18 protein-coding genes are annotated in these 22511 nt (G+C 62.9%); 14 read left to right on the top strand and 4 right to left on the bottom strand.

Features of this window, described 5'->3' with window-relative positions; genetic code table 11:
* Positions 1-9 precede the first annotated feature (9 nt).
* The 4 genes from AACY42_RS04700 to AACY42_RS04685 form a co-directional block, all read right to left on the bottom strand.
* Positions 10-1080 (bottom strand): lipocalin-like domain-containing protein, encoded by a 1071-nt coding sequence (locus tag AACY42_RS04700; RefSeq protein ID WP_339477025.1) that lies wholly within the window; start codon positions 1078-1080, stop codon positions 10-12.
* On the bottom strand, positions 1070-3541 hold the full coding sequence (locus AACY42_RS04695) for an ABC transporter permease (protein ID WP_339477022.1): 2472 nt from the start codon (positions 3539-3541) through the stop codon (positions 1070-1072). The genes AACY42_RS04700 and AACY42_RS04695 overlap by 11 nt, the downstream gene beginning before the upstream one ends.
* Positions 3538-4206, bottom strand: coding sequence for an ABC transporter ATP-binding protein (locus AACY42_RS04690; RefSeq protein ID WP_339477020.1), 669 nt, complete (start codon positions 4204-4206; stop codon positions 3538-3540). Before AACY42_RS04690 ends, AACY42_RS04695 begins: the two co-directional genes overlap by 4 nt.
* 168 nt (positions 4207-4374) lie before the next feature.
* Positions 4375-6072 (bottom strand): sulfatase-like hydrolase/transferase, encoded by a 1698-nt coding sequence (locus AACY42_RS04685; RefSeq protein WP_339477018.1) that lies wholly within the window; start codon positions 6070-6072, stop codon positions 4375-4377.
* 375 nt (positions 6073-6447) lie between these two features.
* Between AACY42_RS04685 and AACY42_RS04680 the strand changes: the two genes are divergently transcribed.
* The 14 genes from AACY42_RS04680 (at position 6448) to AACY42_RS04615 (ending at position 22509) form a co-directional block, all read left to right on the top strand.
* The gene (locus tag AACY42_RS04680; RefSeq protein ID WP_339477016.1) at positions 6448-7812 is read left to right on the top strand and encodes a UDP-glucose dehydrogenase family protein; all 1365 of its coding nucleotides are present in this window, start codon (positions 6448-6450) and stop codon (positions 7810-7812) included.
* Positions 7809-8867 (top strand): NAD-dependent epimerase, encoded by a 1059-nt coding sequence (locus AACY42_RS04675; protein WP_339477015.1) that lies wholly within the window; start codon positions 7809-7811, stop codon positions 8865-8867. The genes AACY42_RS04680 and AACY42_RS04675 overlap by 4 nt, the downstream gene beginning before the upstream one ends.
* Entirely contained in the window at positions 8864-9610 is a 747-nt protein-coding gene (locus tag AACY42_RS04670) for a sugar transferase (protein ID WP_339477013.1), read from the top strand. The genes AACY42_RS04675 and AACY42_RS04670 overlap by 4 nt, the downstream gene beginning before the upstream one ends.
* A complete protein-coding gene (locus AACY42_RS04665) occupies positions 9611-10255 on the top strand; it encodes a CpsD/CapB family tyrosine-protein kinase (protein ID WP_339477010.1) in 645 nt (214 codons plus the stop codon).
* Positions 10256-10275: 20 nt separating this feature from the next.
* Positions 10276-11298: a polysaccharide biosynthesis/export family protein gene (locus tag AACY42_RS04660; RefSeq protein ID WP_339477008.1), complete on the top strand. Its 1023-nt coding sequence runs from the start codon at positions 10276-10278 to the stop codon at positions 11296-11298.
* A gap of 17 nt (positions 11299-11315) precedes the next feature.
* Positions 11316-12908: a GumC family protein gene (locus AACY42_RS04655; protein WP_339477005.1), complete on the top strand. Its 1593-nt coding sequence runs from the start codon at positions 11316-11318 to the stop codon at positions 12906-12908.
* Positions 12905-14008 carry a glycosyltransferase family 4 protein gene (locus AACY42_RS04650; protein ID WP_339477003.1) on the top strand — a complete coding sequence of 368 codons (1104 nt, stop codon included), beginning with the start codon at positions 12905-12907 and terminating at the stop codon, positions 14006-14008. The genes AACY42_RS04655 and AACY42_RS04650 overlap by 4 nt, the downstream gene beginning before the upstream one ends.
* On the top strand, positions 14005-15375 hold the full coding sequence (locus AACY42_RS04645) for an O-antigen ligase family protein (protein ID WP_339477001.1): 1371 nt from the start codon (positions 14005-14007) through the stop codon (positions 15373-15375). Before AACY42_RS04650 ends, AACY42_RS04645 begins: the two co-directional genes overlap by 4 nt.
* Complete coding sequence (locus tag AACY42_RS04640) at positions 15372-16331, top strand: glycosyltransferase (RefSeq protein WP_339476998.1); 960 nt, start codon at positions 15372-15374, stop codon at positions 16329-16331. The genes AACY42_RS04645 and AACY42_RS04640 overlap by 4 nt, the downstream gene beginning before the upstream one ends.
* On the top strand, positions 16324-17460 hold the full coding sequence (locus AACY42_RS04635; protein ID WP_339476995.1) for a glycosyltransferase: 1137 nt from the start codon (positions 16324-16326) through the stop codon (positions 17458-17460). The genes AACY42_RS04640 and AACY42_RS04635 overlap by 8 nt, the downstream gene beginning before the upstream one ends.
* Before the next feature lie 12 nt (positions 17461-17472).
* Positions 17473-18477 (top strand): polysaccharide deacetylase family protein, encoded by a 1005-nt coding sequence (locus tag AACY42_RS04630; RefSeq protein ID WP_339476993.1) that lies wholly within the window; start codon positions 17473-17475, stop codon positions 18475-18477.
* Positions 18474-19778, top strand: a complete 1305-nt coding sequence (locus AACY42_RS04625; RefSeq protein WP_339476990.1) for a lipopolysaccharide biosynthesis protein — start codon at positions 18474-18476, stop codon at positions 19776-19778. Before AACY42_RS04630 ends, AACY42_RS04625 begins: the two co-directional genes overlap by 4 nt.
* Positions 19779-19927: 149 nt before the next feature.
* Positions 19928-21823, top strand: coding sequence for a hypothetical protein (locus tag AACY42_RS04620; protein ID WP_339476987.1), 1896 nt, complete (start codon positions 19928-19930; stop codon positions 21821-21823).
* Positions 21820-22509: an N-acetyltransferase gene (locus AACY42_RS04615; protein WP_339476984.1), complete on the top strand. Its 690-nt coding sequence runs from the start codon at positions 21820-21822 to the stop codon at positions 22507-22509. The genes AACY42_RS04620 and AACY42_RS04615 overlap by 4 nt, the downstream gene beginning before the upstream one ends.
* Positions 22510-22511 lie beyond the last annotated feature (2 nt).

The following is a 22511-nucleotide window of genomic DNA, read 5'->3' as shown; positions in this document are numbered from 1 at the left end:
CGGCGATTCTCAGTAGCCGGTCATTTCCAGGTAACCGGTGCCGCCCTGGCTGCCACCCAGTCGCACCGGCCCTTCCCAATAGGGAATGCGCAGGTCCATCCAGGCATTGGGATTCAGTGCGTGAAGGGTGATGTCGAGTTGCTTGCTGGGGACCTTGATGGCCCAGCCTATCGGCATCGAGCGCCCAGCGACCTTGGCGGTGTCCTGGGGCACGAGGCTGATTTGCCCGGCGTGCAGGGTTTGCGCTTGGCCCTGGGCGTCGATCCAGGTGCCCGTGAGGTACGGCGCGCCGTCCTTGTGGCGCATGCGGTAGAGCATCAGGTGCTCGCCGGTGTCCAGATGCAGGGAAAACCAGTCCCAGCCGGTCTGGTTTGCGGTCAGGGGCTGGCTGCTCCATTCGCGGTCGAGCCAGGCCGGGCCACTGACCGCGTAACGCTGGCCATCGATTTCCAATTCACCGCTGGCCTGGAAGAACGGCTGGCTGTAGTAGTACGACGCCTGCCCCTGTTCGGATTTCTGGCTGAAACCTTGATCGCCCTGCAACACCAACGGCCGGCTCGACGTCAGCCGCAATGCATAGCTGAAGCGTGGGTCGCGCGCCTTCAATTGCATGTCCGCCAACGGCTCGGCCGCTAAAGCCTGGGTACTGAATTGCCAGTCGTCGATCCAGGCACTGAAGGGCGCCGTCTGCACCCCGGCCTGGCCCGTCCCGCCTCGCGCGTAACGCTCGGCGGCATGGTGCACGGTGGCGGACGTAACCGCAGCGTGACCGAGCCAGATGGTCTGGTTGCGCCAGCCGCTGACCTGGGGGGCGGCATTCAAGGCGCTGCGAAACAGCGTCCATTGCACGCCAAACTCATGCCCCAGGGCATCCTTGAGATTGGCGGTGACGTACCACCACTCGATGCGAAAACCTTCATGAGGGCCATGGTCGGCGGGGAAACTGAATACCCGCCCAGGCACGACCGGCGTGAACGCAACAGCCCGGTCGCCGAGGCCGGCAAAGCCCCCTTGCGTTGGCACTGAGTCATCGCAACCACTGAGCAACGCCAGTAGCAACACGCCAACTTTAATCTTCATGGGCAAAGGTCCTCAGCAAATCCGCCGGTTGCGTGCGGTACAACGCATACAGCGGCCAGGCCGATGCCAGGAGCGTGGCGAGCATCGCCAGGGCCAGCAACTGCACCAATTGCAACGGGAACACCCGCAACGGCAGGCGCCAACCGAAGGCCTGCACGTTGATCACCGTGTCCAGGCACCAGGCCAGGGCGATGCCCAGCGGCAACGCCAGGACCAAGGTCAGCAGTGCCAGCAGCCAGGTCTGGCCGAGGTTGAGCAGCATCAACTGCCGACGCGTCACCCCCAGCGCCCACAGCGGCGCCAACTGGCCGAGGCGACTCTGGCTCTGGGTCAGCAGGCTGATGAACAACGCCACTCCGGCCACCGCCAGGGTCAGGCTGTTGAGGGCGGCGGTAGCGGCGAAGGTGCGTTCGAACACCTGGGTCGACCAGCCCTTGAGCCGGGCCTGGTCGACGATGCGGCTGTCGTCCAGGCTGAACCGGCCTTGCAAGGCTGTCAGTAGCGCCGGTATCGCGGGCGGTTCGATGCGCAGGTTGAAACGGTTCGGCGTCAGGTTCGGCCAGTACGCCAACAAGTGCTCGGCGTTGACCAGCACATGGCCCTTGGGATTGCCGTAGTCGGCATAGATTCCGACGATGCGCAGTGCCCATGGCCCCTGCGGCGTCGGCAGGGTCAACTGATCGCCGATACTCACCTTGAGGCGTCGGGCCAGTTGTTCGCTGAGCATGAGGGTGTCGGCGGCGGCCAGTTGCTCCCACGGCTTGTCGCCGGCCGACTCCAGCAGCGGCCAATGCTGTCGATAGTGGGCGTGATCGATGATGCCGTGGATCTCTGTCGGCCAGCCCTGCAACGGGATCGACACTTGCCAAAGGGGGACTACGGCAGTGATCGCCGGTTGCTGCTTGAGCCAGGCGTGCAGTTCGTCCGCCTGGGCCGGCGTTTGCGGGTTGATGTACAACTCGGCGGTCAGCCGTTGTTCGAGCCAGTTGCTGAAAGTCTGGCGGAAACCGGCGGTCATGCTGCCGGCGCCGATGTTCGCCGCCAACGCCAGCAACAAGGCCATCAACGCCAGGCTTAGCGTCGGCAATTGCTGGCGGCAATCAGCAAGAAACCATTGCCCGAGCACCGAGCGGCTGCGGCGCAACAGTCGCTTCAGCGCGCTGTTGAGCAATACCGGCAAGGCCAGCGCCGCCCCCAGCAACAAGGCGCTCATCAGGACAAAACCGCTGGCCAGGCTATCGCCCCACATCAACGCCCATGCGGCAATCAGCGCCGCCAGCGTCGCCACCCAACCCTGGCGGCGCAGCCATCGCCCATGGGCCTGATGCCAGGCCTGGGGGTTGGCCAGCGTCAACAAGGGCAGGCGCGCCGCCCGTAACAGACTGTTGGCGCCGGCCAGCAGCGCACCGAGCCAGCTCAGGCCGACACCGCTGAACCACCACCACGGGCTGAGGTTCAAGTGCCCGGCCACTTCGGCACCGTACAAACCCCGCAGGCTCGCCGCGACATCGGGCAACAACAGACTCGCCAGCCAATAGCCGCTGAGCACCCCGGCGATCCCGCCCAGCAAGGCCAACGCGCCCAATTCGATGGCCAGACTGGTGACCAGCACCCGCGCGCTGACGCCACAGGCGCGCAGGGTTCGCAACAGACTGCGGCGTTGCTCCAGGGCCAGGCCGATGGCCGCGTGAACGATGAACAGCCCTACCACGAAGGATAAAACCCCCAAGGCGTCGAGGTTCAGGTGAAAACTTTCGGTCAGGCGCGACAGGTTGTTTTCTTCATCGGCGTGCTTGAGTTGCAGGCGACCGTTGAACGCCTCCGGCAACGCGGCGCTGAACGTGGCGGACAACAGCAGCCGCGACAGTTGCTCCGGCAACCCGAGTACCTGTTGGGCAAAACCGATGTCCATCAACAGCACGCCCGGCGCCATGTCCTCCTGGGCATGCAGCGGTGGTAGGGATTGCCCATCGACGCTCTGGGGTTGGTCACCCTCGATCAACCCCAAGGCTTGCAAGGTTTGCGGGGCGATCCAGGTGCGACCGGGATCGGTAAAGAACGCCACTACCTCGCTCATCTCCCGCGCCTGCCCCGCCAGTGCGGCACCGGGCGGCAGCGACACCGGGTCGATGCCCATCAGTTGCAGGCGCTGATCCTCGTGGTCCTTGAGCGCCACCCGGGCCTGCAACACTGGCGACACCGGCCAGCCCTGGCGCCGCAGTTCGACAAACCATTGCTGAGGGAAAGTGCCGCCACCGGGTGCACTAAGGCTGGCCTGGGGTTCGCCGCCGATCAGTTGGCTGGCCCGGGCGTAGCTGTCCCGGGCCTGACTGTTCAATGCTTGCACGCCAGTGAGCAGACTGGTGGCCAGCCACAGGCCAGTCAGCACACTGAAAAATTGCACCGGGTGCTGGCGCCAATGGCTGAGCAGGGCCTTGAGGGTCTGGCGAAAAATCATCACCCTTGGGCCACTTGCGCCAACTGCCCGCCGTGCAACACCACGCGCTGGGCCAGGCGAGCCGCCACCCGTGGACTGTGGGTCACCATCAGCAGGCTGGTGGGGCTGCCCTCCAGCAGTTCCAGCAGCAGTTGCAGCACTTCGTCGCTGGTGGCTTCGTCGAGGCTGCCGGTGGGTTCATCGGCCAGCAACAAGGGCGGTCGCGAGGCCAGCGCCCGACCCAGCGCCACCCGCTGTTGCTGGCCGCCGGACAGTTGCTCGGGATAACGCCGCAACAGCGCTGAAAGCCCGAGCCGCTGCACCAGATGGGCTTGCCAAGCCGCGTCATAACGGCCGCACAGACGCGCCTGGAACGCCAGGTTGTCCTCCACCGACAAGCTGCTGATGAGGTTGAACTGCTGGAACACCAAGCCGATTTCCGTACGTCGCCAATTCGCCAGCTGGCCTTCGCTCATGCCGTCGAGTCGGTATTTGCCACTGCGAATGCTGCCGCCATCGACCTTGTCCAGCCCGGCGACCAGGTGCAGCAAGGTGCTCTTGCCACTGCCCGACTCTCCCATCAGCGCCAGGCTGCTGCCGGGCATCAGCGTCAGGTCGATGCCTTGCAGCACCGGCAATGGGCCTTGGGGCGTGGGGTAGCTTTTATGCACTTGGCGGACTTCAAGCATTGAAAGGCTCGATGAAAGAACGTGGGGGTCAGGATAGCGGAGTTGAGGGGCGGTCCCCACCCACGGGTTTCTCATCGCTCGTCGGGTTGGGGGTGTATATCCATTTCTGCGGTAACGGCCGCTTAGCAGCAAGGGATATGTACTCAACCAACAAGAGCTCAGCGCCAGTCAATGCCCCACCGCCATCTCAACCTGGCCGGACTGCGGTGTCACGATGTCGCCCAAGTCGATGTGTTTCCAAGCCGGCTTCGCCCCCAACCGCGCATTAAAGCGATAGTTGAAAGTGAAATCATCATCGGTTGGTTGGCTCAGGGATTTCCCATAGGCCGATTCAACCCCGGCCGGGTCGTAACCCATCAACTGCAACAGCGTCGGGAAGATGTTGTAGTGGCTCGAACGATCCTTGTTCTGGGCCCAGGCATCGCGCCAATCAAGGGTGTGCAATTGGCTGCCCTGGATCACCACCAACGGCACCAACCCCTCCTCCGCCACCGGGTCACCGCCACAATGGGTGTTGAGCCCGGGGTTGCCGCGCTCGTGAAGGTCCTGGCCGTGGTCGGAGGTGTAGATCAACACGGCATGGCTCAAATCGGCCTGCTGGAAGATTCGCTTGAAGAACTCGCCGACATTCCACAGCAAGGTGTTCTGGTAAGCGTTGCGGTACAGCAACCAGTCATCTTTCTGGCCGTTGAAGCCGTCGCGGCTGCCGGTGTCGGCCACGTCCTGGAACTGCCCTCGCGGCAAGGCCGGGCGGTAGGTCATGAAATCGTCGGGGTATTTGTCGTGTACGGGGAAATGCGCTCCCATCTTGTTGATCACCACCAGTTCGGCCTGGTTGTCACCCAGCAGCTCGATCAACTTCGCCGCAGCCGCCATGTCGCGGTCGCGCACGCTGGCCTGGTCGAATTGGACGAATTCGTCGATGTCCTGTTTTTCCAGCTCAGTCATCAGGTTCTGCAGGTAGCCACCGGTGCGCTGGGCGTCGATGTAGACGGTACGCAACCCCGCTTTTTTAGCATATTGCCAGATCGACGGCCGGGTGCTGTTGATCCGTATGTAGTCGGCGCGCGTACCGCCATAGCGCAGGGTCACGTTGGTGTCGGCGCTGCAATTGGCGATGGAGGCGGCATAGCCGAAGTTGAAAATATCCACGCCCTCAGGCGGCGTCTTCAGGCTGGTGTGCACGCCGAATGGCGCGTTGATATCCAGATAATTTCCGCCAATACTTTCGTCGATGATCAGCACGATATCCTGCTCGATCACAGACGATCGTCGCACCATGGTGACCGGCTCCCGAGGGCCGACGGTGTTGTCCAAGGACTCGTAGGCAAACAGATTCAAATAGGCCAACGGCGTGTACATCACCGGCAGGCCCCGCGCGCCCTCGCCCGCCCGCATGAACAACACGCCACTGAGCAACAACACACCCAGCACGGGCGCCGCCATTGGCAGGTAGCCAGGCAACCGCACCGACCTTTGAGGCTTGAGCGCGATGCCGAACAACAGCAGCAAGCCACTGATCACCGCGCTGATAATCACCTCGCGGTACTGGTAGGCCGCCTCCTGGATAAATCCCCCTGAGTACACCAGCGAAACAAACTGGCTATAGGTCAGGTAACTGTCCGTGACCCGGGTGTATACCTCGAAAAACACCGCTGAAACAAACATCACCAAGGCAAATACATGCCTCACCAGGGTCTGGCGAATGTAGGCGCTCATCCACAGCGCCAGCACCAGCACCGCGAACATGGCGCCAAACAGCAACGTTGCGAACCCCAGGCCCAACGCGTTCAGACGGTCGAGGTAATAGTCGTACCCCTTGAGCAGGTACAGAACCAGCAGCAATTCCTTGAGGTAGCGGAGCATGTTTTCCTCGACCCGATCGCCGTGTCAAAAGCACTTCATTCCTGCACGTTAGCAGCCGCTTTTCAAAGCGCAAGAAATGCTTCCCCCCTCAACGCGTCAAAAAAAAGTTACCCCAAAAATGACACGTAACCACGTCGAGAAATGTAAAAATCTATGGGTTACTACCGTTCATCGATTTGTAAAAAACCCATTAATCCCAACAAAACAGCCACTTTGCTAAGGCAGTCAAGGACTTGATATCAAAATGCCCGACATCACTTGAATTACCAACACTGACAACTGTCATTTTGCTGACACGCTTTTCTGAGGCTGCGCTATACCCCTCTAAACAGTTTCATCCGAGTTACATCATTCGGTCTGCGAGGCACGCCAAAGATGGACGTAAGTGTATTTGGTACGGGGTATGTCGGATTGATCCAGGCGGCCGCAATGGCCGACGTTGGACACCGCGTTTTGTGCATCGATATCGACCCGAACAAAATCCGACAACTGCAGCAAGCCGTACCGACCATCAGCGAGCCCGGGCTGTCCACTTTGCTCGAAGACAACATCAAGGCCGGACGCTTGTCGTTCAGTTCCCAGGGCAGCGATGCAGTCAACCATGGCGAGCTGATTTTCATCGCCGTCGGTACCCCTGCCGATGAAGACGGCTCGGCAGACCTGAGCCATGTGCTGGCCGTCACCCGGCAAATCGCCGACTTCATGGACAGCGACCGCACGCTGGTCATCAAGTCCACGGTGCCGGTGGGCACGGCCGACAAGGTGGCTGAATGCGCCCGCCAGGCATTGGCGCGGCGGGGCCTGAAACAACTGAACATGCGCGTGGTGTCCAACCCCGAGTTTCTCAAGGAAGGCAGCGCCCTGGCCGATTGCATGCGCCCGGACCGGATCATCGTCGGCACCGCCGACCCGCTGGCTCGCGACCAGATGACGGAGCTCTACGCGCCTTTTTGCCGCAACCACGAAAAACTGATGTTCATGGACAACCGCAGCGCCGAACTGACCAAGTACGCCGCCAATGCCATGCTCGCCACCCGCATCAGCTTCATGAACGAACTGGCCAACCTCACCGAACGGCTGGGCGCCGACATCGAAGCGGTGCGCAAAGGCATCGGCTCGGACCCGCGCATCGGTTATCACTTCATCTACCCCGGTTGCGGTTTTGGCGGTTCGTGCTTTCCCAAGGACCTGCGGGCCTTGTTGCACACCGCCGAACAAAGCGGCATGCCGCTGCGCCTGCTGCGCAGCGTCACCGACGTCAACGACAGCCAGCGGCACATCCTCTTCGAGAAACTGGCGAAGCAATTCCAGGATGGCCTGGCCGGTAAGTCGATTGCCATCTGGGGGCTGGCGTTCAAGCCCAACACCGATGACATGCGCGAAGCCCCCAGCCGTTATCTGATGGAGGCGCTGTGGCGCGAAGGCGCACGTGTCCAGGCCTATGACCCGGAAGCCATGTCCGAGTGCCGTCGCCTCTATGGCTATCGCAAGGACCTGAACCTCTGTGCGACCCGCGACGACACCCTGGAAGACGCCGACGCCCTGGTGATCTGCACCGAATGGAAGAATTTTCGCGTGGTGGACTTCGACCTGCTGGCCAGCAAGTTGCGCGCCCGGGTGATCATTGATGGCCGCAATCTGTACAACCCCGAACACCTGGCCGCCGCCGGGCTGTTGTATCGCGGTATCGGGCTGCGGCACACCGTGCCAGGCACCCCGGCACCAGGGCCACAAGCGTGAACATCCTGGTCACCGGCGCGGCCGGTTTCATCGGCGCCCACGTCGTGCTGCGACTGCTGCGCGACGGCCATCGGGTGTGCGGGCTGGACAATTTCAACGACTACTACGACCCGCAGCTCAAGCACGACCGTGTGACCTGGGTAAACGACCAGGCCGGCGAATTTCCCCTGGCGCGGATCGACCTGGCCGACACACCCGCCATCGATGAACTGTTCCAGGCCCGGCGCCCGGACGTCGTGATTCACCTTGCCGCCCAGGCCGGCGTGCGCTACTCCCTGGAAAACCCGCAGGCCTATGTCGACAGCAACATCACCGGGTTCCTGAGCATTTTGGAAAGCTGCCGTCGCTATCCGGTCAAGCACCTGATCTACGCCTCCTCAAGCTCGGTATACGGTGCCAACCCGCGCACGCCTTATTCGGTTCAGGACAACGTCGACCATCCGCTGTCACTGTACGCGGCCAGCAAAAAAGCCAACGAACTGATGGCCCACAGCTACAGCCACCTGTTCGGCATCCCCTGCACCGGCCTGCGCTTCTTCACGGTGTACGGCCCTTGGGGCCGGCCAGACATGTCGCCGATCCAGTTTGCCCGCGCCATCGCCGAAGACCGCGTGCTGCAGCTGTTCAATTACGGCGAGCACCAACGCGATTTCACCTACATCGACGACATCGTCGAAAGCATCGCGCGCCTGATCGAGCATGCGCCCCCGGTCACGCCACTGTTGGATCACGCACAACCGGACCCAGCCAGCAGCCGCGCGCCCTGGCGGATCTACAACATCGGCGGGCAGCACCCGGTGGCGCTGCGCACCTATGTCGCGCTGCTGGAAAAACACCTGGGACGAACCGCCCGCATCGAACTGCTGCCCCTGCAAGCGGGGGATGTGCTCAACACCTGCGCCGATGCCAGCGACCTGGCACGGGCCACCGGCTTCAAGCCGTGTATCGAACTGGACGACGGCCTGGGTCGTTTCATCCAGTGGTTCCTCGATTACTACGCAGTACCCATCGCCCATACGCCGTTCGCGGCTGAAGTTCAGCGGAGGAGTCTATGACCCGACATGAGCAAGTCATCGAGATCAACGCCCCGGGACGCGACAAGCGTGTCGACCCTGATCACCGCAGGCGCCTGGACGCGGCCATCCACCGCCAGGGCCGTGGCTGGTTGACCGGTCGCGACGGCGGCCGGCCCTGGACCGTCTCACGCACCAACCGCGTAGTGGCCTGCCTCGGCGCACTGGCGATCCTGCTGCTGCTATTCCCGCTGCTGCTGAGCGTGGCGCTGCTGGTCAAGTTTTCCAGCCCCGGCCCCGTGCTGTTCGTGCAAAAGCGCACCGGTTATCGCGGCCGGGTCTTCGGCATGTACAAGTTCCGCACCATGGTCGCCGACGCCGAGGCTCTCAAGGAGTCGCTGCGCCACCTCAACAAACACGGCGCCGATGCCATCGACTTCAAGATCGACAACGATCCGCGCATCACGCCCATCGGCCGGTTCCTGCGACGCAGCAGCCTCGACGAACTGCCGAACCTGATCAATGTAGTGACCGGCGACATGCGCCTGGTGGGCCCGCGGCCGACCTCGTTCAACGCCTATCGCTACAAGGACAACCATCTTGTGCGCCTGAGCATCTACCCCGGCATGACCGGCCTTTGGCAGATATCCGGGCGCAGCAATATCGACTTCGACCAGCGTGTGGAATTGGACCTCAGCTATATCGCTGAACAAAGCCTGTGGCTGGACTTGAAGATCCTGATGATTACCCCCTTCAAAGTTTTCAGCGGCCACGGAGCGAGTTAAATGGACGGTTCAACCAATATCCTGACCATAGCAAGCCCGAGCGAGACCAACCTGACCTCGACCGTGCTCGACCCTTCCCTGCGGATCCTGCTCTTGACGGCCGCCAACACCGGCACCGGCACCAGCACCAGCGCGATGGCGCTGGCCGCTCAACTGGCGCAGATGAGCAGCGGTCGCGTACTGCTGGTGGATGCCAGCCAGTCACCGCGCAACCTCAGCCAGCAACTGTCGTTGCACAAGGAGCGCGGTTTCACCGATCTGTTGTTCAACAGCCTCGCCCCGCCCTTGTTGCAGGACTGCGTGGTGCAGACGTCCAGCCTGCCCTTCGACCTGCTGCCCCAGGGGCGCTTGGGCCGTAATGCCGAACGCTTGAGCCCCGAGCGACTGCGCCCACTGTTCAGGCAACTGGCGGCGCAATACCGCTTTGTGGTGATCGACGCCGACGCGGTGTATTCGGCCAGCGACACCCTGGTGCTCAGCACCCAGGTAGACGGCGTGGTGCTGGTGGTGCGTGGTGAAGAGACCCGCTGGGAAGTGGCCCAGGCCGCCCACCAACGCCTGTCCCAAGCCGGCGCGAAAGTGGTGGGCAGCGTGTTCAATCGCCGCAAGTACTACATGCCCAAGTGGCTCTACAACAACCTGTAAGCCTGCAAAAGGATGACGAGATGAACGCCAGAATGCTTGTCCTGCTGTTGCTGCCGCTTGCCGGTTGCTCCAGCAATACCGATACCCGATCGATGCCGGTGCAGATCCTCACGGCCGCGCCGGCCAACGCCCAGGCCACCGACATGCCCAAGGTCGAGCAAACCTTGAGGCCCCAGGATGTGTTGGACGTGATTTTTCACATCGACACGACCTCGTCCCAGGCTTATCGAGTACAGCCGGGCGACCAGGTTGCCCTGAACTTCACCGCCGCCAGCCAGCTCAACGGCACGCAACAGGTGATGCCCGACGGCAGTATCGAACTGCCAGGGGCCAACACCTCGGTAAAAATCGCCGGTCTGACCACCGACGAAGCCCGCCTGGCGGTGCAACGTGCCTATGACCAGAAAATGCTGTTCCAGCCCAATCGCAACCAATTGACGGTGCTGGTGACCAGCCCACTGTCCAGCGAGACGCATCTGCGCAACACCTTGACCCACCCGGGCACCGGCATGAGCCGGGAGATCATCGTGGGCCGGGATGGTTATGCCAGCTTCCCGGAAATCGGCGCGGTGCCGTTGCAGGGCATGACCGTGACCCAACTGGAGACCTTCCTCAACGAGCGCTATGCCCAATTGCCAGGCCACATGACCGTCGATGTGCTGCTCAAGTCCACCGCCGGCAACGAGATCTACGTCCTCGGCGAAGTGGCCCAGCCCGGTTCCTACCCGATCCGCCGGCCGATCTCGGTCCTCGAGGCCTTGACCCTGGCCCGGGGCACAAACGTCAAGGCAAGGCTCGACTCGGTGGTGATCATGCGGCGCACCGGCAACCAGGTCGAAGCCCGCCACTATGACGTGGAGAAAGCCCTGAGCGGTGACGCCTCGCAGATCGCCTACCTGCAACCGGAAGACATGCTTTACGTGCCCAAGACCAAACTTGCCAGCGCCGGTGAACTGGCCAGGCAACTGGCTGACGTGGTGCTGTTCCAGGGCGTGGGGTTCAGCTTCGGCTACCGCGTCGACAACAAAGGCAGCGACAACTGAAACTCAGGTGACCGATCATGAACCCCAAGGAAAACTATCTGCATGAGTTCTTCAGGATCTTCTTCGCCAACAAGCAGTGGGTGAAGCGCGTCTTCCTGATTTTCGCCGTGATCGCCCTGGTGCTGCCGTTGATGCTCAAGCAGAGCTTCGATATCACCGCCCAGGTGATCGTCCAGTCGAAAAAACTCTCCCAGGGCGACGCCACCACGTCGCTGAACCAGGAGAACGCAACCTTCATCCCGCCGTCCCTGGCGGACATGGAAACCGAGAGCAATATCCTGCGCTCGCCCGCGTTGATCCGGCAGACCATCAGCACCCTGCATGACCAGGGCGAATACACCCCAAGCCCCGGCATTTTCAACAAATGGGTCAGCGAACCACTCAAGCGCTACATCACCCAGCCCCTGCGCGAGTACGTCATCAACCCGCTGCGCGATGGCCTGGGGCTAGAGGTCGATCCGGTGCGCGACACAACGCTCGATACACTGACCGACAAGGCCATCGAAAACCTGAAGATCGAGACCCTGCCTGGCTCCAACGTCATCTCCATCGTCTACAGTTTCGGCGACCCGGCCCAGGGCACCCGGTTCGTGGCGCAACTGCTGCAGAACTACCTCAGCAGCCGCCAGGAGCTGCAATCGATCGAACTGCCGCAGACGTTCTATGAACAGAAGAAAACCCAATACCAGACCCGTCTCGACGGTCTGGAAGGCACCCGGTTGGGGCTGCTTGAAAACATCGGTTCATCCGACCCCAAGGAAGAAATCACCTTCCGCCTGAACGCCATCAATACCGAAGAACAGGCCCTGAACCTGTACCAGGATCGCCTGCTGCAAAGCCAACGCTGGCTCGACTACCTCAAGACCAATCTTGCGGCGGCGAACAAATCGCGGTTCAACGACTACACCTTCCCGTTCACCTTCACCACCACCGTGGACAACATTGCCTTCGAAGACCGGGAAATCAGGCAACTGGGCGAGCAACTGACCAGCCAGGTCAGCCGCTACATGAATGACCTGGCGATCTTCCAGCCCGGCAGCGAACCGATGCTGTTGGCCCGGGAGCAGATCATCCGCACACGCCAGCAGTTCCTGAAGATAGTGAACAACCGGATCCAGGAGCGCACCACCGACCTGGCGGTGGTCAGTTCGGTGATCGATCAGAAGGTCGAGCGTATCGCCGCCTTCAAGGAGCGCATCCACCAACTCCAGGAAACCCAGAGCAAGCTGCGGCAGATGGACACCGAGATCAACGCCCTGCATGCGGCGTTCTCCACCTATGCCCAGCGCTTCGCCGAAGCCAGCACCGCGCGCTCGCTGGACACCGACCTGTCCAACGCCCGAGTCCTGAGCCCACCGTTCGAACCCACCGCTGCGGCCTTTCCCAAGCCGATGTTGATCATTGCCTTCGGCATGTTCAGCGGCCTGCTGCTGGCGATTGCCCTGGTCTATGTACGTGAGTTCTTCGACCATCGCTTCAAGCATCCAGCGCAAATCACCCAGCAACTGGATGTGCCGGTGCTGTTGGTGATCAACGAGCAGTCCCCCGACCAGATCAACCCCCACCGTAACTGGAGCCTGCCCAGCCTTGTCCATTGGGTGCGAAATTGAACGCGCCGTTCGGCCCGACCCGCCACAGCAGCCCCCTGTCGATCATTCATCTGCTCGACAGCGGCGGCTTCTACGGGGCCGAGCGGATGCTGCTCGATCATTGCCTGGCAACGCCCGGACAGCACCAGGTGCTGTTCCTGGCGGCACCGCCGACCTTGATCACGCGTTTTCGCCAGGCCGGGGTCGATTGCCGTCATTGCGCCAGTTGGGCCGAGCTGTTGCAGCACCTGCGCCAGCGCCGGGACGAGCAACCGCTGCTCAACACCCACAACTTCAAGGGGTTGTTGTTCGGCTGGTCCGCCGCCACGCTGCTGCGCCTGCCGCTGGTGATCACTCAACATGGCTTCACACCGCGCAGTCCCAAACAGCGCTTCTATACCTGGCTGAGCCTGCAACTGTGCCGCACCGCCTCGGTCAAGCGGGTCGTCTGCGTGGCCGAGAGCATTGCCACGTTGCATCGCCGGGCCAGCGTGCGGGCGGAAAAACTCGATGTCATCCCCAATGGCCTGCCAGCACCCAGCACGCCATTGGCCCATCGCGCCGACAAACAACGCTGGCGGGTCGGCTACGTCGGCCGCTTGAGCAGCGAGAAAGGCCCGGACCTGTTCCTCGACGCCATGATCCCGCTGTGCCAGAAGCATTCATCGCTGCACGCGGTGATGCTCGGCGACGGCCCGGAACGCCAGGCGCTGCTCAAGCGCATCACCGATGCCGGACTGCCCACGCGTATCGAATTACCGGGTTACCAGACCGACATGAACGCCTGGTGGAGTCGCCTCGACGCCCTGGTGATCAGCTCGCGCACCGAAGGCACCCCGATGATTCTGCTCGAAGCCATGCAGGCCGGCGTGCCGGTGGTGGCGTTCGGCGTTGGCGGCATTCCCGACGTGCTACAGGACCGTCACAACGGCCTGCTCGCAGCACCGACCGACAGCGCGGAACTGGCGGCGCAGATCGAAACGTTGTTCAGCGAACCGCCTCTGGCGCAGATCCTGGCCGACAACGCACGCCGCACCCAACGGGACTGCTACGACCTGCGCACGTTGGCCGAACGCTGGTCGCAGCTTTACATCCGCACGGCACGGGAGGCTCGCTCATGATTGTCCCGCTCTCGATCGTCAGCCTGCTGGGCCTTGTGTGCCTGGCGTTGCTGGCCAGCCCTTATCCGTTCCTGGCACCGGGCGCTGTGCTCGGCCTGGTCGGTGTCGCCGTACTGTACCGCAAGCCCGGCTGGGGTTTGCTGGGCATTGCCGCCCTGGTACCGTTCGAAGGCCTGTTCAAGGACAACGCCTTTTCCGGCAGCAAGTTCCTTGGCTTGGCGCTGATCATGATCCTGATGTTGCAGTTGGCCTTGCGCCAGATTCCCGGGACGCGCCTGCGCAGCAATATCTGGCGGCCGCTGATCGGTTTCATGGTGCTCTATGGCCTGAGCCTGCTGTTGTCGGAAAACATGGGCCTGTCCACGACCCATTTTCGCGAGCTGACGGTGGGGCTGATCCTGTTCGTCATCACCCTGCTGATCGGTCGTGGATTGAACCTGGAGCTGTTCTGTCGCCTGGTGACCTTGAGCGTCACCACCACTTGCGTGCTGGCGATGTTTTCGACCCGGTACCAGGATCAGGGCCGTGCGTCCGGTCTGCTGGAAGACCCGAACTCCTTTGCTCTGTTGATTGCCTTTACCGTACCGCTGGCGCTGCTGTTGGTGCTGCGCAGCTCGAACCTGCTTTACCGGTTGTTCTGGGGCGGCTGTTTCATCCTGCTGCTGGGCGGCATGACCAAGACCGAATCGCGCTCAGGGCTGGTGGTGTTGATGCTCAGCCTGATGATCGGGCTCTATCACTACCGCGCGCAGTTACCGCGCATCCGCCCACGGCACTTGGGCTTCGCCATGCTTGGGCTGGCATTGCTGATTCCCTTGGCAATCGCCGTGATGCCGGCCGGCTATGTCGCGCGCATCCAGTCGCTGAGCATCCTCAGTGCCGGCGCCAGCGCCCACCAGGATGAATCCCTGGGCCGCCGCGCCTCGTACATCATCGTCGGCAGCCAGATGATCCGCGAAAATCCGATACTCGGCTCAGGCCCCGGGACCTTTCCCCTGCACTACGCCCCCACCGGCTATGCCAAGGCATTCTCGGCCAATCGCAAGCTGGGAGACCTTTATCGCCGGGCCCATAACACTTACTTGGAAATCTTCAGCGAAATCGGCGTCCCCGGCGGGCTGATGTTCGTCGGCATGATCGGCCTTGGCCTGTACAACCTGCTGCGCGCCCGCCAACGCTGGTTGCATCGGCGGGACTGGGCGCAGGCGGACCTGCTGACGCACCTGGGTATGAGTTTCCTCTCGCTGGCGTTGTTTCTGATGTTCCTCAGTGCGCCGAACCACAAATTGCTGTGGATCATGCTCGCCCTCACCAGTGTGTTGCGCTACGACGCCGAGCAGGCCGCGCCACAGGAGGCTCGCCCATGAGCTGCGTCAGCATTGTCATCCCGATGTACAACGAAGCCCGACACATCGGTCGTACGCTGCAAGCCGCGCAGGAAGCCGCCCGCCAGGCAGGCCTCGGATGTGAATTGATCGTGGTGGACAACGGCTCCGACGACCACGGCCCGCGCATCGCCAACGAGTTGGGGGCACGGGTGTTGATCGTGCCAGGCGTGCACATCGGCGCCCTGCGCAACCGCGGTGCTGCGCTCGCCAGCGGTGACTGGCTGGCGTTCATCGACGCCGACATCGAGATGCCGGCCGACTGGCTCAAGCTGTTGCTGGAGCTCGAAGGCCACCAGGGCGACGTACTCGGCCTGGACCTCGACACGCCCCGGCAGGCGCCGTGGTTCGCCGAAGCCTGGCAGCGCCGCAGCCAACGTCCCGGGTCACGTCTCCTGCATCGGGTGCACTGGCTGCCCAGTGCCAATCTGTTGATGCGCCGCCGTTGGTTCGACCGGGTCGGTGGCTTCGACGAAACCCTGCGCACCGGCGAAGACAAGGATTTCTCCTTGCGCCTGCGCCAGACCGACGCGCAATTGCTGCTGGTCAACGAAAGCGTCGCCCTGCACTGGGGCTACGAAGGCAGCTGGCGCGAGTGGATGCGCAAGGAGCTGTGGCGTCAGGGCAGTCATCTGCAATTGCTTCGCAGCCATGGCCCGAGCCTGCGCCTGCTGCGCTTCCCGGCGCTGTCCGTTGGCGCCTGGGGCTTGGACCTGCTGGCAGTGCTCGCGGTGCTCCAGGGGCAGTTGCACCTGGCGCTGACGCTGTTGCTGGTCACCGCCCTGCCGCCCTTGTTCCTGAGCCTGCGCCAGAGCCGGCGTGATCCGCGCCTGAGCTTGCAATTGTGGGCCTTGCACTGGGTGCGCCTGCACCTGACCGGCGCCGCACTGCTGCTTAACCTGTGTCATTGGAATACCAGGAGACCTGCCCGTGGCTGAATTCATTTACTGGTCGTGCCTGTTGCTGCCGGTGTACGCCTACCTCGGTTATCCCTTGCTGCTGAGCCTGCTGGCGCCACTGTTTCCGCGGCGTCGCTATGGCAAGGCGTTGCCGATGGACGTGAGCATTGTCATTGCCGCCCACAACGAGGCGCGGCACATCGAGGAGAAGTTGCGCTGCTTGCTGACCCAGGATTATCGGGCCCATTCGCTGCAAATCATCCTCGCCAGCGACGGCTCCACCGACGACACAGTGGCCTGCGCACGCAAGGTGATCGATCCGCGCATCAGCGTGCTCGACCTCCCGCGCCAGGGCAAGGCCGCCGCCCTCAATACCGGTGTCGCCCACAGCAGCAGCGACATCCTGGTATTTACCGACGCCGATAACCAATGGGCCAGCGACACCCTCAGCCATCTGTTGGCGCCCTTGGGCGATCCGGAAGTCGGCGCCTGTGCCGGGCACATGGAAATCCCGGTGCCGGGCAAGGGCCTGAGCCTGGGCGACAGCCTGTATCGCCATTACGAAGGCTGGCTGCGGCGGGTGGAGAGCCGCACCGGTTGCATGGTCTCGGCCGACGGCGCCCTGTTGGCCCTGCGCCGGGTGTTGTTTCAACCGATACCGGCCCAGGTCAACGACGATTTTTTCCTCAGCACCTGCGCGCCGGCCGCCGGCAAGTCCATCGTCTACGCCCCCCTGGCCCGGGTGACCGACCAGGGCGTGGACGAAGCCGACAAGCAGTTTCGTCGGCGCCAGCGGGTCACCGTTGGCGGGTTGCAGAGCCTGGCCCAGCGCCGGGAACTGCTCAACCCGCTGCGTCACGGCCTCTATGCCATCGGGCTGATCAGCCACAAGTTGATCCGCCGCCTCGCGCCGGTGCTGCTGTTACCCCTGTTGCTGAGCAACGTCTGGCTGTGGAACGAGCATCCGTTCTATCGCCTGAGCCTGGTGGCGCAATTGCTCGGTTACGCCATGGCGCTGATCGGCTTGATGGACGCGCGCCACCGCTTGCCCCGGCCCTTTCGCCTGGCCGCATTCGTACTGGTGACGCTGGCGGGCATGAGCATCGGGCTCTGGCAGTTCCTGCGGGGCCAGCGCTACAGCCAGTGGAACCCCGAACAGAACCGCTGAGGAGAAGGGCCGATGTCGATCAAACAAGTCTTCAAGCGCACCGGCGGCTGGCTGTACCTGAACACGTCCCTGGGCCGCCACCCGCTGCGTGGCGCCGGCGTGATCCTGATGCTCCATCGCGTGTTGAACAACGACCGCGCCGCCGAATTGCCCCATCGCAACGAGCTGTGCGTGGGGCCCGAAGCGTTTGAACATTTGCTGATCTGGCTGCAACGGCATTTCGAGTGCGTGCCGCTGATGACCTTGTTGCTGGCCGATCCTGAAAACGTTCCGAACCGTCCGCGGGTGGCCCTGACCTTCGACGACGGTTGGCGCGACAACGCCATGAATGCCTTTCCGTTGCTGCGTCAATACCAGGTGCCAGCGAGTATTTTCCTCTCCACCGATTTCATCGGCAGTCGCCAGCACTTCTGGTGGGAAAGCATCGGCGAAACCCTCTGGGGCAGCCATGGCCAGGTGGCGCGGCATTCGTTGATCGAGCATTTGCAGCACGTTGGTCGACCGCTGCCGGTGATGCTCGATGACATCGATGACGAGCGCCGCAGCCTGGCGCTGATGCACTACCTGCAAAGCCTCAAGAGCCTCGATGCTGGGACCTTGAGCGACCTCAGCGAAGCCTGCCCCCAGGGCTCCCAACCCCAGGCTCTGGACTGGCCTCAGGTGCGCATGCTCGAAGATTCCGGGCTGATCCGCTTCGGCCCCCATGGCGCCAGTCACGCGATCCTGACCGGGCTGGATGACCAGCGCCTGCACGAAGAGCTGACGCGCAGTTGGATCGCCCTGGAAAACGGCTGCGCCCAACCCTTGCCGGTATATTGCTACCCCAACGGCGACCACGATGCCCGGGTGCGCCAACAGGTGGCGGCCCATGGTTTTGCCTTCGCCCTCGGCACCGAGGCGGGGCTGTATCGCAACGACGGCGACCCGTTGAACGTGCCGCGTTTCGGCGTCAGCCAACTCAATGCCCATCACCCTGAATTACTGGCCTGGCGCATTCGCCGAGGGGCACGCCCATGAGCCGCGCACATTACCTCAAGCACTTGGCGCTGAGCATGGGCACACGCCTGGCGATGATCGGCCTGCGCCTGCTGCGCAATGTGCTGCTGGCACGGATTCTCGGGCCCAGCGAACGTGGGTTGTTTGCGTTGCTCAGCACCCTGCCGGACCTGATCAGCGCCGCCACCAGCGGTGGCCTGAATTCTGCCGTGGGTTATCAGGCAGCGCAGCAACGCTCGATGGGGCTGTTGCTCAGCCAGGTGCTGGTCTTCGGCTGCCTGCTAGCCGGGCTACTGACCTTGCTGGTGGTGGCGCTGGTGCGCGAGTTCGGCGGCGAGCTGGACATCGCCACGCAATTGGGATTGCTCGCCTGGCTGTTGTTGCTGGCCGTGCCGTTGACCGTGCTCAAGAGCGGCCTGCTGACACTGCACAACGCCTCGGGTGGCGTGGGTGCCTTCAATGCCTTGCGCCTGATGGAATCCCTGGCGCCGCTGCTGCTGTTTGTCACGCTGTTCTGGATGTGGAAAGACGCCGCCCTGGAAGCGGCGCTAATCAGTTGGCTGGCGGGCCTGAGTCTGGTGGCGCTGGCCGGTTGGGTGTGGTTGCGCCGCGATCATGTGGTCACCCTGCGCTGGGATCGCACCCATCAGAACGAACTGTTGCGCTACGGCGCCCGCAGCCATCCGGACCTGCTGTTCCAGCAAGTGCTGCTGCGCTCGGACTTCCTGTTCATCGGTGCCCTGCTGGGCAGCACGGCGCTGGGACACTACGCCATGGCCAGCGCTGCCGCCGAACTGCTGCTGATCGTGCCGGAAGCCGTCACCACGCCGCTGATGAAACGCCTGTTGCAACAGGACAGCGACATGCAGCGCCTGACCCCCCTGGCCCTGCGCCTGACCGCCACGGTGATGCTCGGCGCCTGCCTGAGCATGGCACTGATCGGCCAATGGCTGATCGTCACCTTGTTTGGCGCGGCCTACCAGCCGGCTTATCCGGCCTTGCTGGCGCTCCTGCCGGGGCTGTTCGGGCTGTGCTATGCGAGCATCCTGCGCCTGGATCTGCTAGGCAAGAACCGACCCGGCACGGTTTCGCTGCTGATGGGCGTGGGCGCTCTGCTGAACCTGGCGCTGAACCTGATCCTGATCCCCCTCTACGGCATCGTCGGGGCCGCCGCCGCGTCTTCAATCGCCTACCTGAGCGTGACCGTGGCGCTACTGGCCATGTACTGCCGCCTCAGCGGCGTGGCGGTGTGGCAGACACTGATCATCCTGCCCAGCGACTTGCTGCCGATGCGCAAAATGCTGCTCGGGAAATCGGCATGAGTGCGGTTGCCAGCCAAACCACCCTCGCGAGCAAGCTCGCTCCCTCAGGGGGTGGTAATGCCCTTGCTGGAGCGGTGGGTCGGCTTGCAGTGAGAGTGGCTGCTGGCCTGTGCCTCTGGGGCCTGGCCTTTTGGGCTCATGGCGCGGCGATGCAATGGACCGGTATCCGCGACGGCAGCCTGTACCTGCAGACCGACCGCCCCGCTTACGTGACCGTGCGTTGGGTGCCGGCCTGGCAGGCCGATGCCAATACAGAACACCTGTACCTGCTCAACGGCCAGGGGCGCCTAGTGGGCGAACGTTTGATCAAGGCGACCCAGGCGCGTGGCGAGCAGCAGTGGCCTTTGTTGCCGGGGGCGGCCAGCTATCGGCTGGAAATTCCCGGCTACAGTTTTCGCCGCTACACCGTCGAGCACGATGCCCGTACCCGGGCGTTGTTCGCCCCGGCCAAGGTGCATTTCAACGCCGAAAGCCACGACGGCGATGAGTTGTATTTCAAGGTCGCACCCGGCGAACAGGCCGTGCTGGCGGGCAAGTTCCACGGCGGCGTGCGCAGCCTGCAAGCCCGGCGCATCGCCGATGGCAAACAGGTACGGTTGCACCTCAAGCCATACCCGGCCTATTGGCAGTTCGATCAAGTCGCCCTGCCCGTCGCCAATGTCGAGCAAACCTGGCGCCTGCAATTGCAGGGCAACGGCAAGGCGGCGTTCTGGCTGGACGGCACCGCGAACCTGTTCGCCCAGGACGCCGAGCATCTGCAGCCGCTGCGCCAGGACCCGGGGCAAACGCGCCTGAAACTCTATGGCGATGTCCTGGGAACAACCCCGAAACTGGGGGTATACCTGCCCTACGTCATGCCCCCACCATCGGCCTACCCGGTGATCGAAGCCCTCAAGCCCCAGGCCGCCAGCTATTACAGCCTGGTCGACATCACCGCTAGCAAGCCGGACTATGAAAATCAGTTCCGGCGCCTGTACCAGGACCGCTTCGGCATCACCCGGGACATCACCCTGCTGGCCGGCAGCGCACGCAAAGCTGACTTGCGAGCCGACCGCGTCAGCAACAGCGGCTTGCAGGCCTGGCTCAAATCGACCCGCGCCTTGGGCGGCAACGGTATCCATTACCTCAGTTTCGCCGATGAACCGAACCTCAACTACCCGGATTTCGCCAGCTACCAGCAGGTGTTCGAGAGCATGGCCAATCAGGTTCGCGCCATCCCCGCCAACGCCCGCGCGGGGGTGCGCATTGCCATACCGGCCAGCTCGCGATTGACCAATGGTCCTATGGCGGAAAACGCCGCGGACCGGCGCGGCATTGATTGGGCGCGGCGCTTGCTCGCCAAATACAGTGACCAGATCGACGCCCTGGCCTGGCATGAATGGATGGTCCGCGACCTGCTGGCGACCCGGGTCTATCGCAACAGCGTGCGCCAGGCCGCCGACCTGGTGGGCCTGGATACCACTGGCCGGCCGCGCAAGGCCTTGTTGCTGGACCAGACCAACATGTCCAGCGGCTCGAGCCTGAGCCCCTACGATCAGGAAACTCACTACGCCGCCCTCTGGTGGACATCCGTGGTGATCAACGCCTCTGCCGACGGCCTGCTGGACATGCTCAATTGGTTCATGCTCGCCGACGAACCGGAGTACCCAAAAGGCATGGTTCGAGTGCTGGACAGCCAGCGCTTCGAACTCAAGCCAGTGGGCCTGGCCCAGCAGTTCATCCAAAAGCATTGGCTCACCCAAGTGCTGCGCCTGGATAACGACGCCTTCGAAGTCGACGTGCTGGCCATGGCCACCGACGCCAGACGCAGCCTGCTGGGCGTGAACAAAAGCACGCGCCCGCAACAGGTCAGCCTGGACGGCGCGCCCTGCCCCCAGGCCAAAGCCGAGCTGGTGTATTTCGGCCCCGACAACCATAGCCGCAGCGCCCCGTTCAACTGCGAGGCCGGGCAGATCCGCTTTCTCCTGCCAGGGGAAACCCTGTTTGCCCTGAGCTGGACCGCACCCTCTTCCCCCCAACCCGCCACCCGTCAGGAGGCACCATGAACGCTCTGCAGAAATTGCGTGATCGCATCCAGAAAAAAGGCCTGCGCGCCGTCCTCAAACAGCTATTCAGGCGCTATGTGTATTTCCACTCACAACTGGTGTGGATGGAACGCGACCTGGTCTCCCCGATACGGCCGCACAACCTCAAACCGTATCGACCGGTGCGCCAGGAATTCATTACCGCAGAAAACGTCGACGCCTTTGCCACCCATTTTGGTGACCGCGTCGAGACCATGCGCGAGCTGGCCACCGAAGGTCACACCGGATTGATGTATCTGGACGACCAGGGCGACACCGTCAGCTTCATATGGGGCAGTACACGGGATTACTTTGACCGCCATTTCTATGGCTGCTGGTTCCCGGTCAAGCCTGGCGAGTTCTTCGAATTCGGGGGGGAAATGATCCGGGCCTACTGGGGCAGCCAAATGTCGGTGGATGTGCAATTGAATCTATGGAAAGTCATGGCGGACAAGGGCTGCGACAAAGTCGTCGATGTGTGTGACCTGCGCAACATCCCAGCGGTCAAGCTGCACCTGCGCATGGACTACCAGGAGCGCGGCCAGATCACCCATGTGCACTGCTTGTTCGGTCGCTGGCGGTTTTTCCGCGATACGTTTTACACAGGCTCGGTACTGGACGCCTTTCGTAAACCGGCCCGGTCGGCTCCATCGACTGCGACGGCCTGATG

It is taken from the genome of Pseudomonas sp. RL_5y_Pfl2_73 (genome assembly GCF_963970515.1).
Taxonomy (GTDB): Bacteria; Pseudomonadota; Gammaproteobacteria; order Pseudomonadales; family Pseudomonadaceae; genus Aquipseudomonas.
Note: the sequence above shows the minus strand (reverse complement) of the source record. Positions and strands in the feature narration are given on the sequence as shown.

Bases quoted from the DNA above. Each gene is read 5' to 3' on its own strand.
- AACY42_RS04700 (WP_339477025.1), bottom strand. From the start codon at position 1,080: ATGAAGATTAAAGTTGGCGTGTTGCTACTGGCGTTGCTCAGTGGTTGC.
- AACY42_RS04690 (WP_339477020.1), bottom strand. From the start codon at position 4,206: ATGCTTGAAGTCCGCCAAGTGCATAAAAGCTACCCCACGCCCCAAGGC.
- AACY42_RS04685 (WP_339477018.1), bottom strand. From the start codon at position 6,072: ATGCTCCGCTACCTCAAGGAATTGCTGCTGGTTCTGTACCTGCTCAAG.
- AACY42_RS04680 (WP_339477016.1), top strand. From the start codon at position 6,448: ATGGACGTAAGTGTATTTGGTACGGGGTATGTCGGATTGATCCAGGCG.
- AACY42_RS04670 (WP_339477013.1), top strand. From the start codon at position 8,864: ATGACCCGACATGAGCAAGTCATCGAGATCAACGCCCCGGGACGCGAC.
- AACY42_RS04665 (WP_339477010.1), top strand. From the start codon at position 9,611: ATGGACGGTTCAACCAATATCCTGACCATAGCAAGCCCGAGCGAGACC.
- AACY42_RS04660 (WP_339477008.1), top strand. From the start codon at position 10,276: ATGAACGCCAGAATGCTTGTCCTGCTGTTGCTGCCGCTTGCCGGTTGC.
- AACY42_RS04655 (WP_339477005.1), top strand. From the start codon at position 11,316: ATGAACCCCAAGGAAAACTATCTGCATGAGTTCTTCAGGATCTTCTTC.
- AACY42_RS04645 (WP_339477001.1), top strand. From the start codon at position 14,005: ATGATTGTCCCGCTCTCGATCGTCAGCCTGCTGGGCCTTGTGTGCCTG.
- AACY42_RS04640 (WP_339476998.1), top strand. From the start codon at position 15,372: ATGAGCTGCGTCAGCATTGTCATCCCGATGTACAACGAAGCCCGACAC.
- AACY42_RS04630 (WP_339476993.1), top strand. From the start codon at position 17,473: ATGTCGATCAAACAAGTCTTCAAGCGCACCGGCGGCTGGCTGTACCTG.
- AACY42_RS04625 (WP_339476990.1), top strand. From the start codon at position 18,474: ATGAGCCGCGCACATTACCTCAAGCACTTGGCGCTGAGCATGGGCACA.
- AACY42_RS04620 (WP_339476987.1), top strand. From the start codon at position 19,928: ATGCAATGGACCGGTATCCGCGACGGCAGCCTGTACCTGCAGACCGAC.
- AACY42_RS04615 (WP_339476984.1), top strand. From the start codon at position 21,820: ATGAACGCTCTGCAGAAATTGCGTGATCGCATCCAGAAAAAAGGCCTG.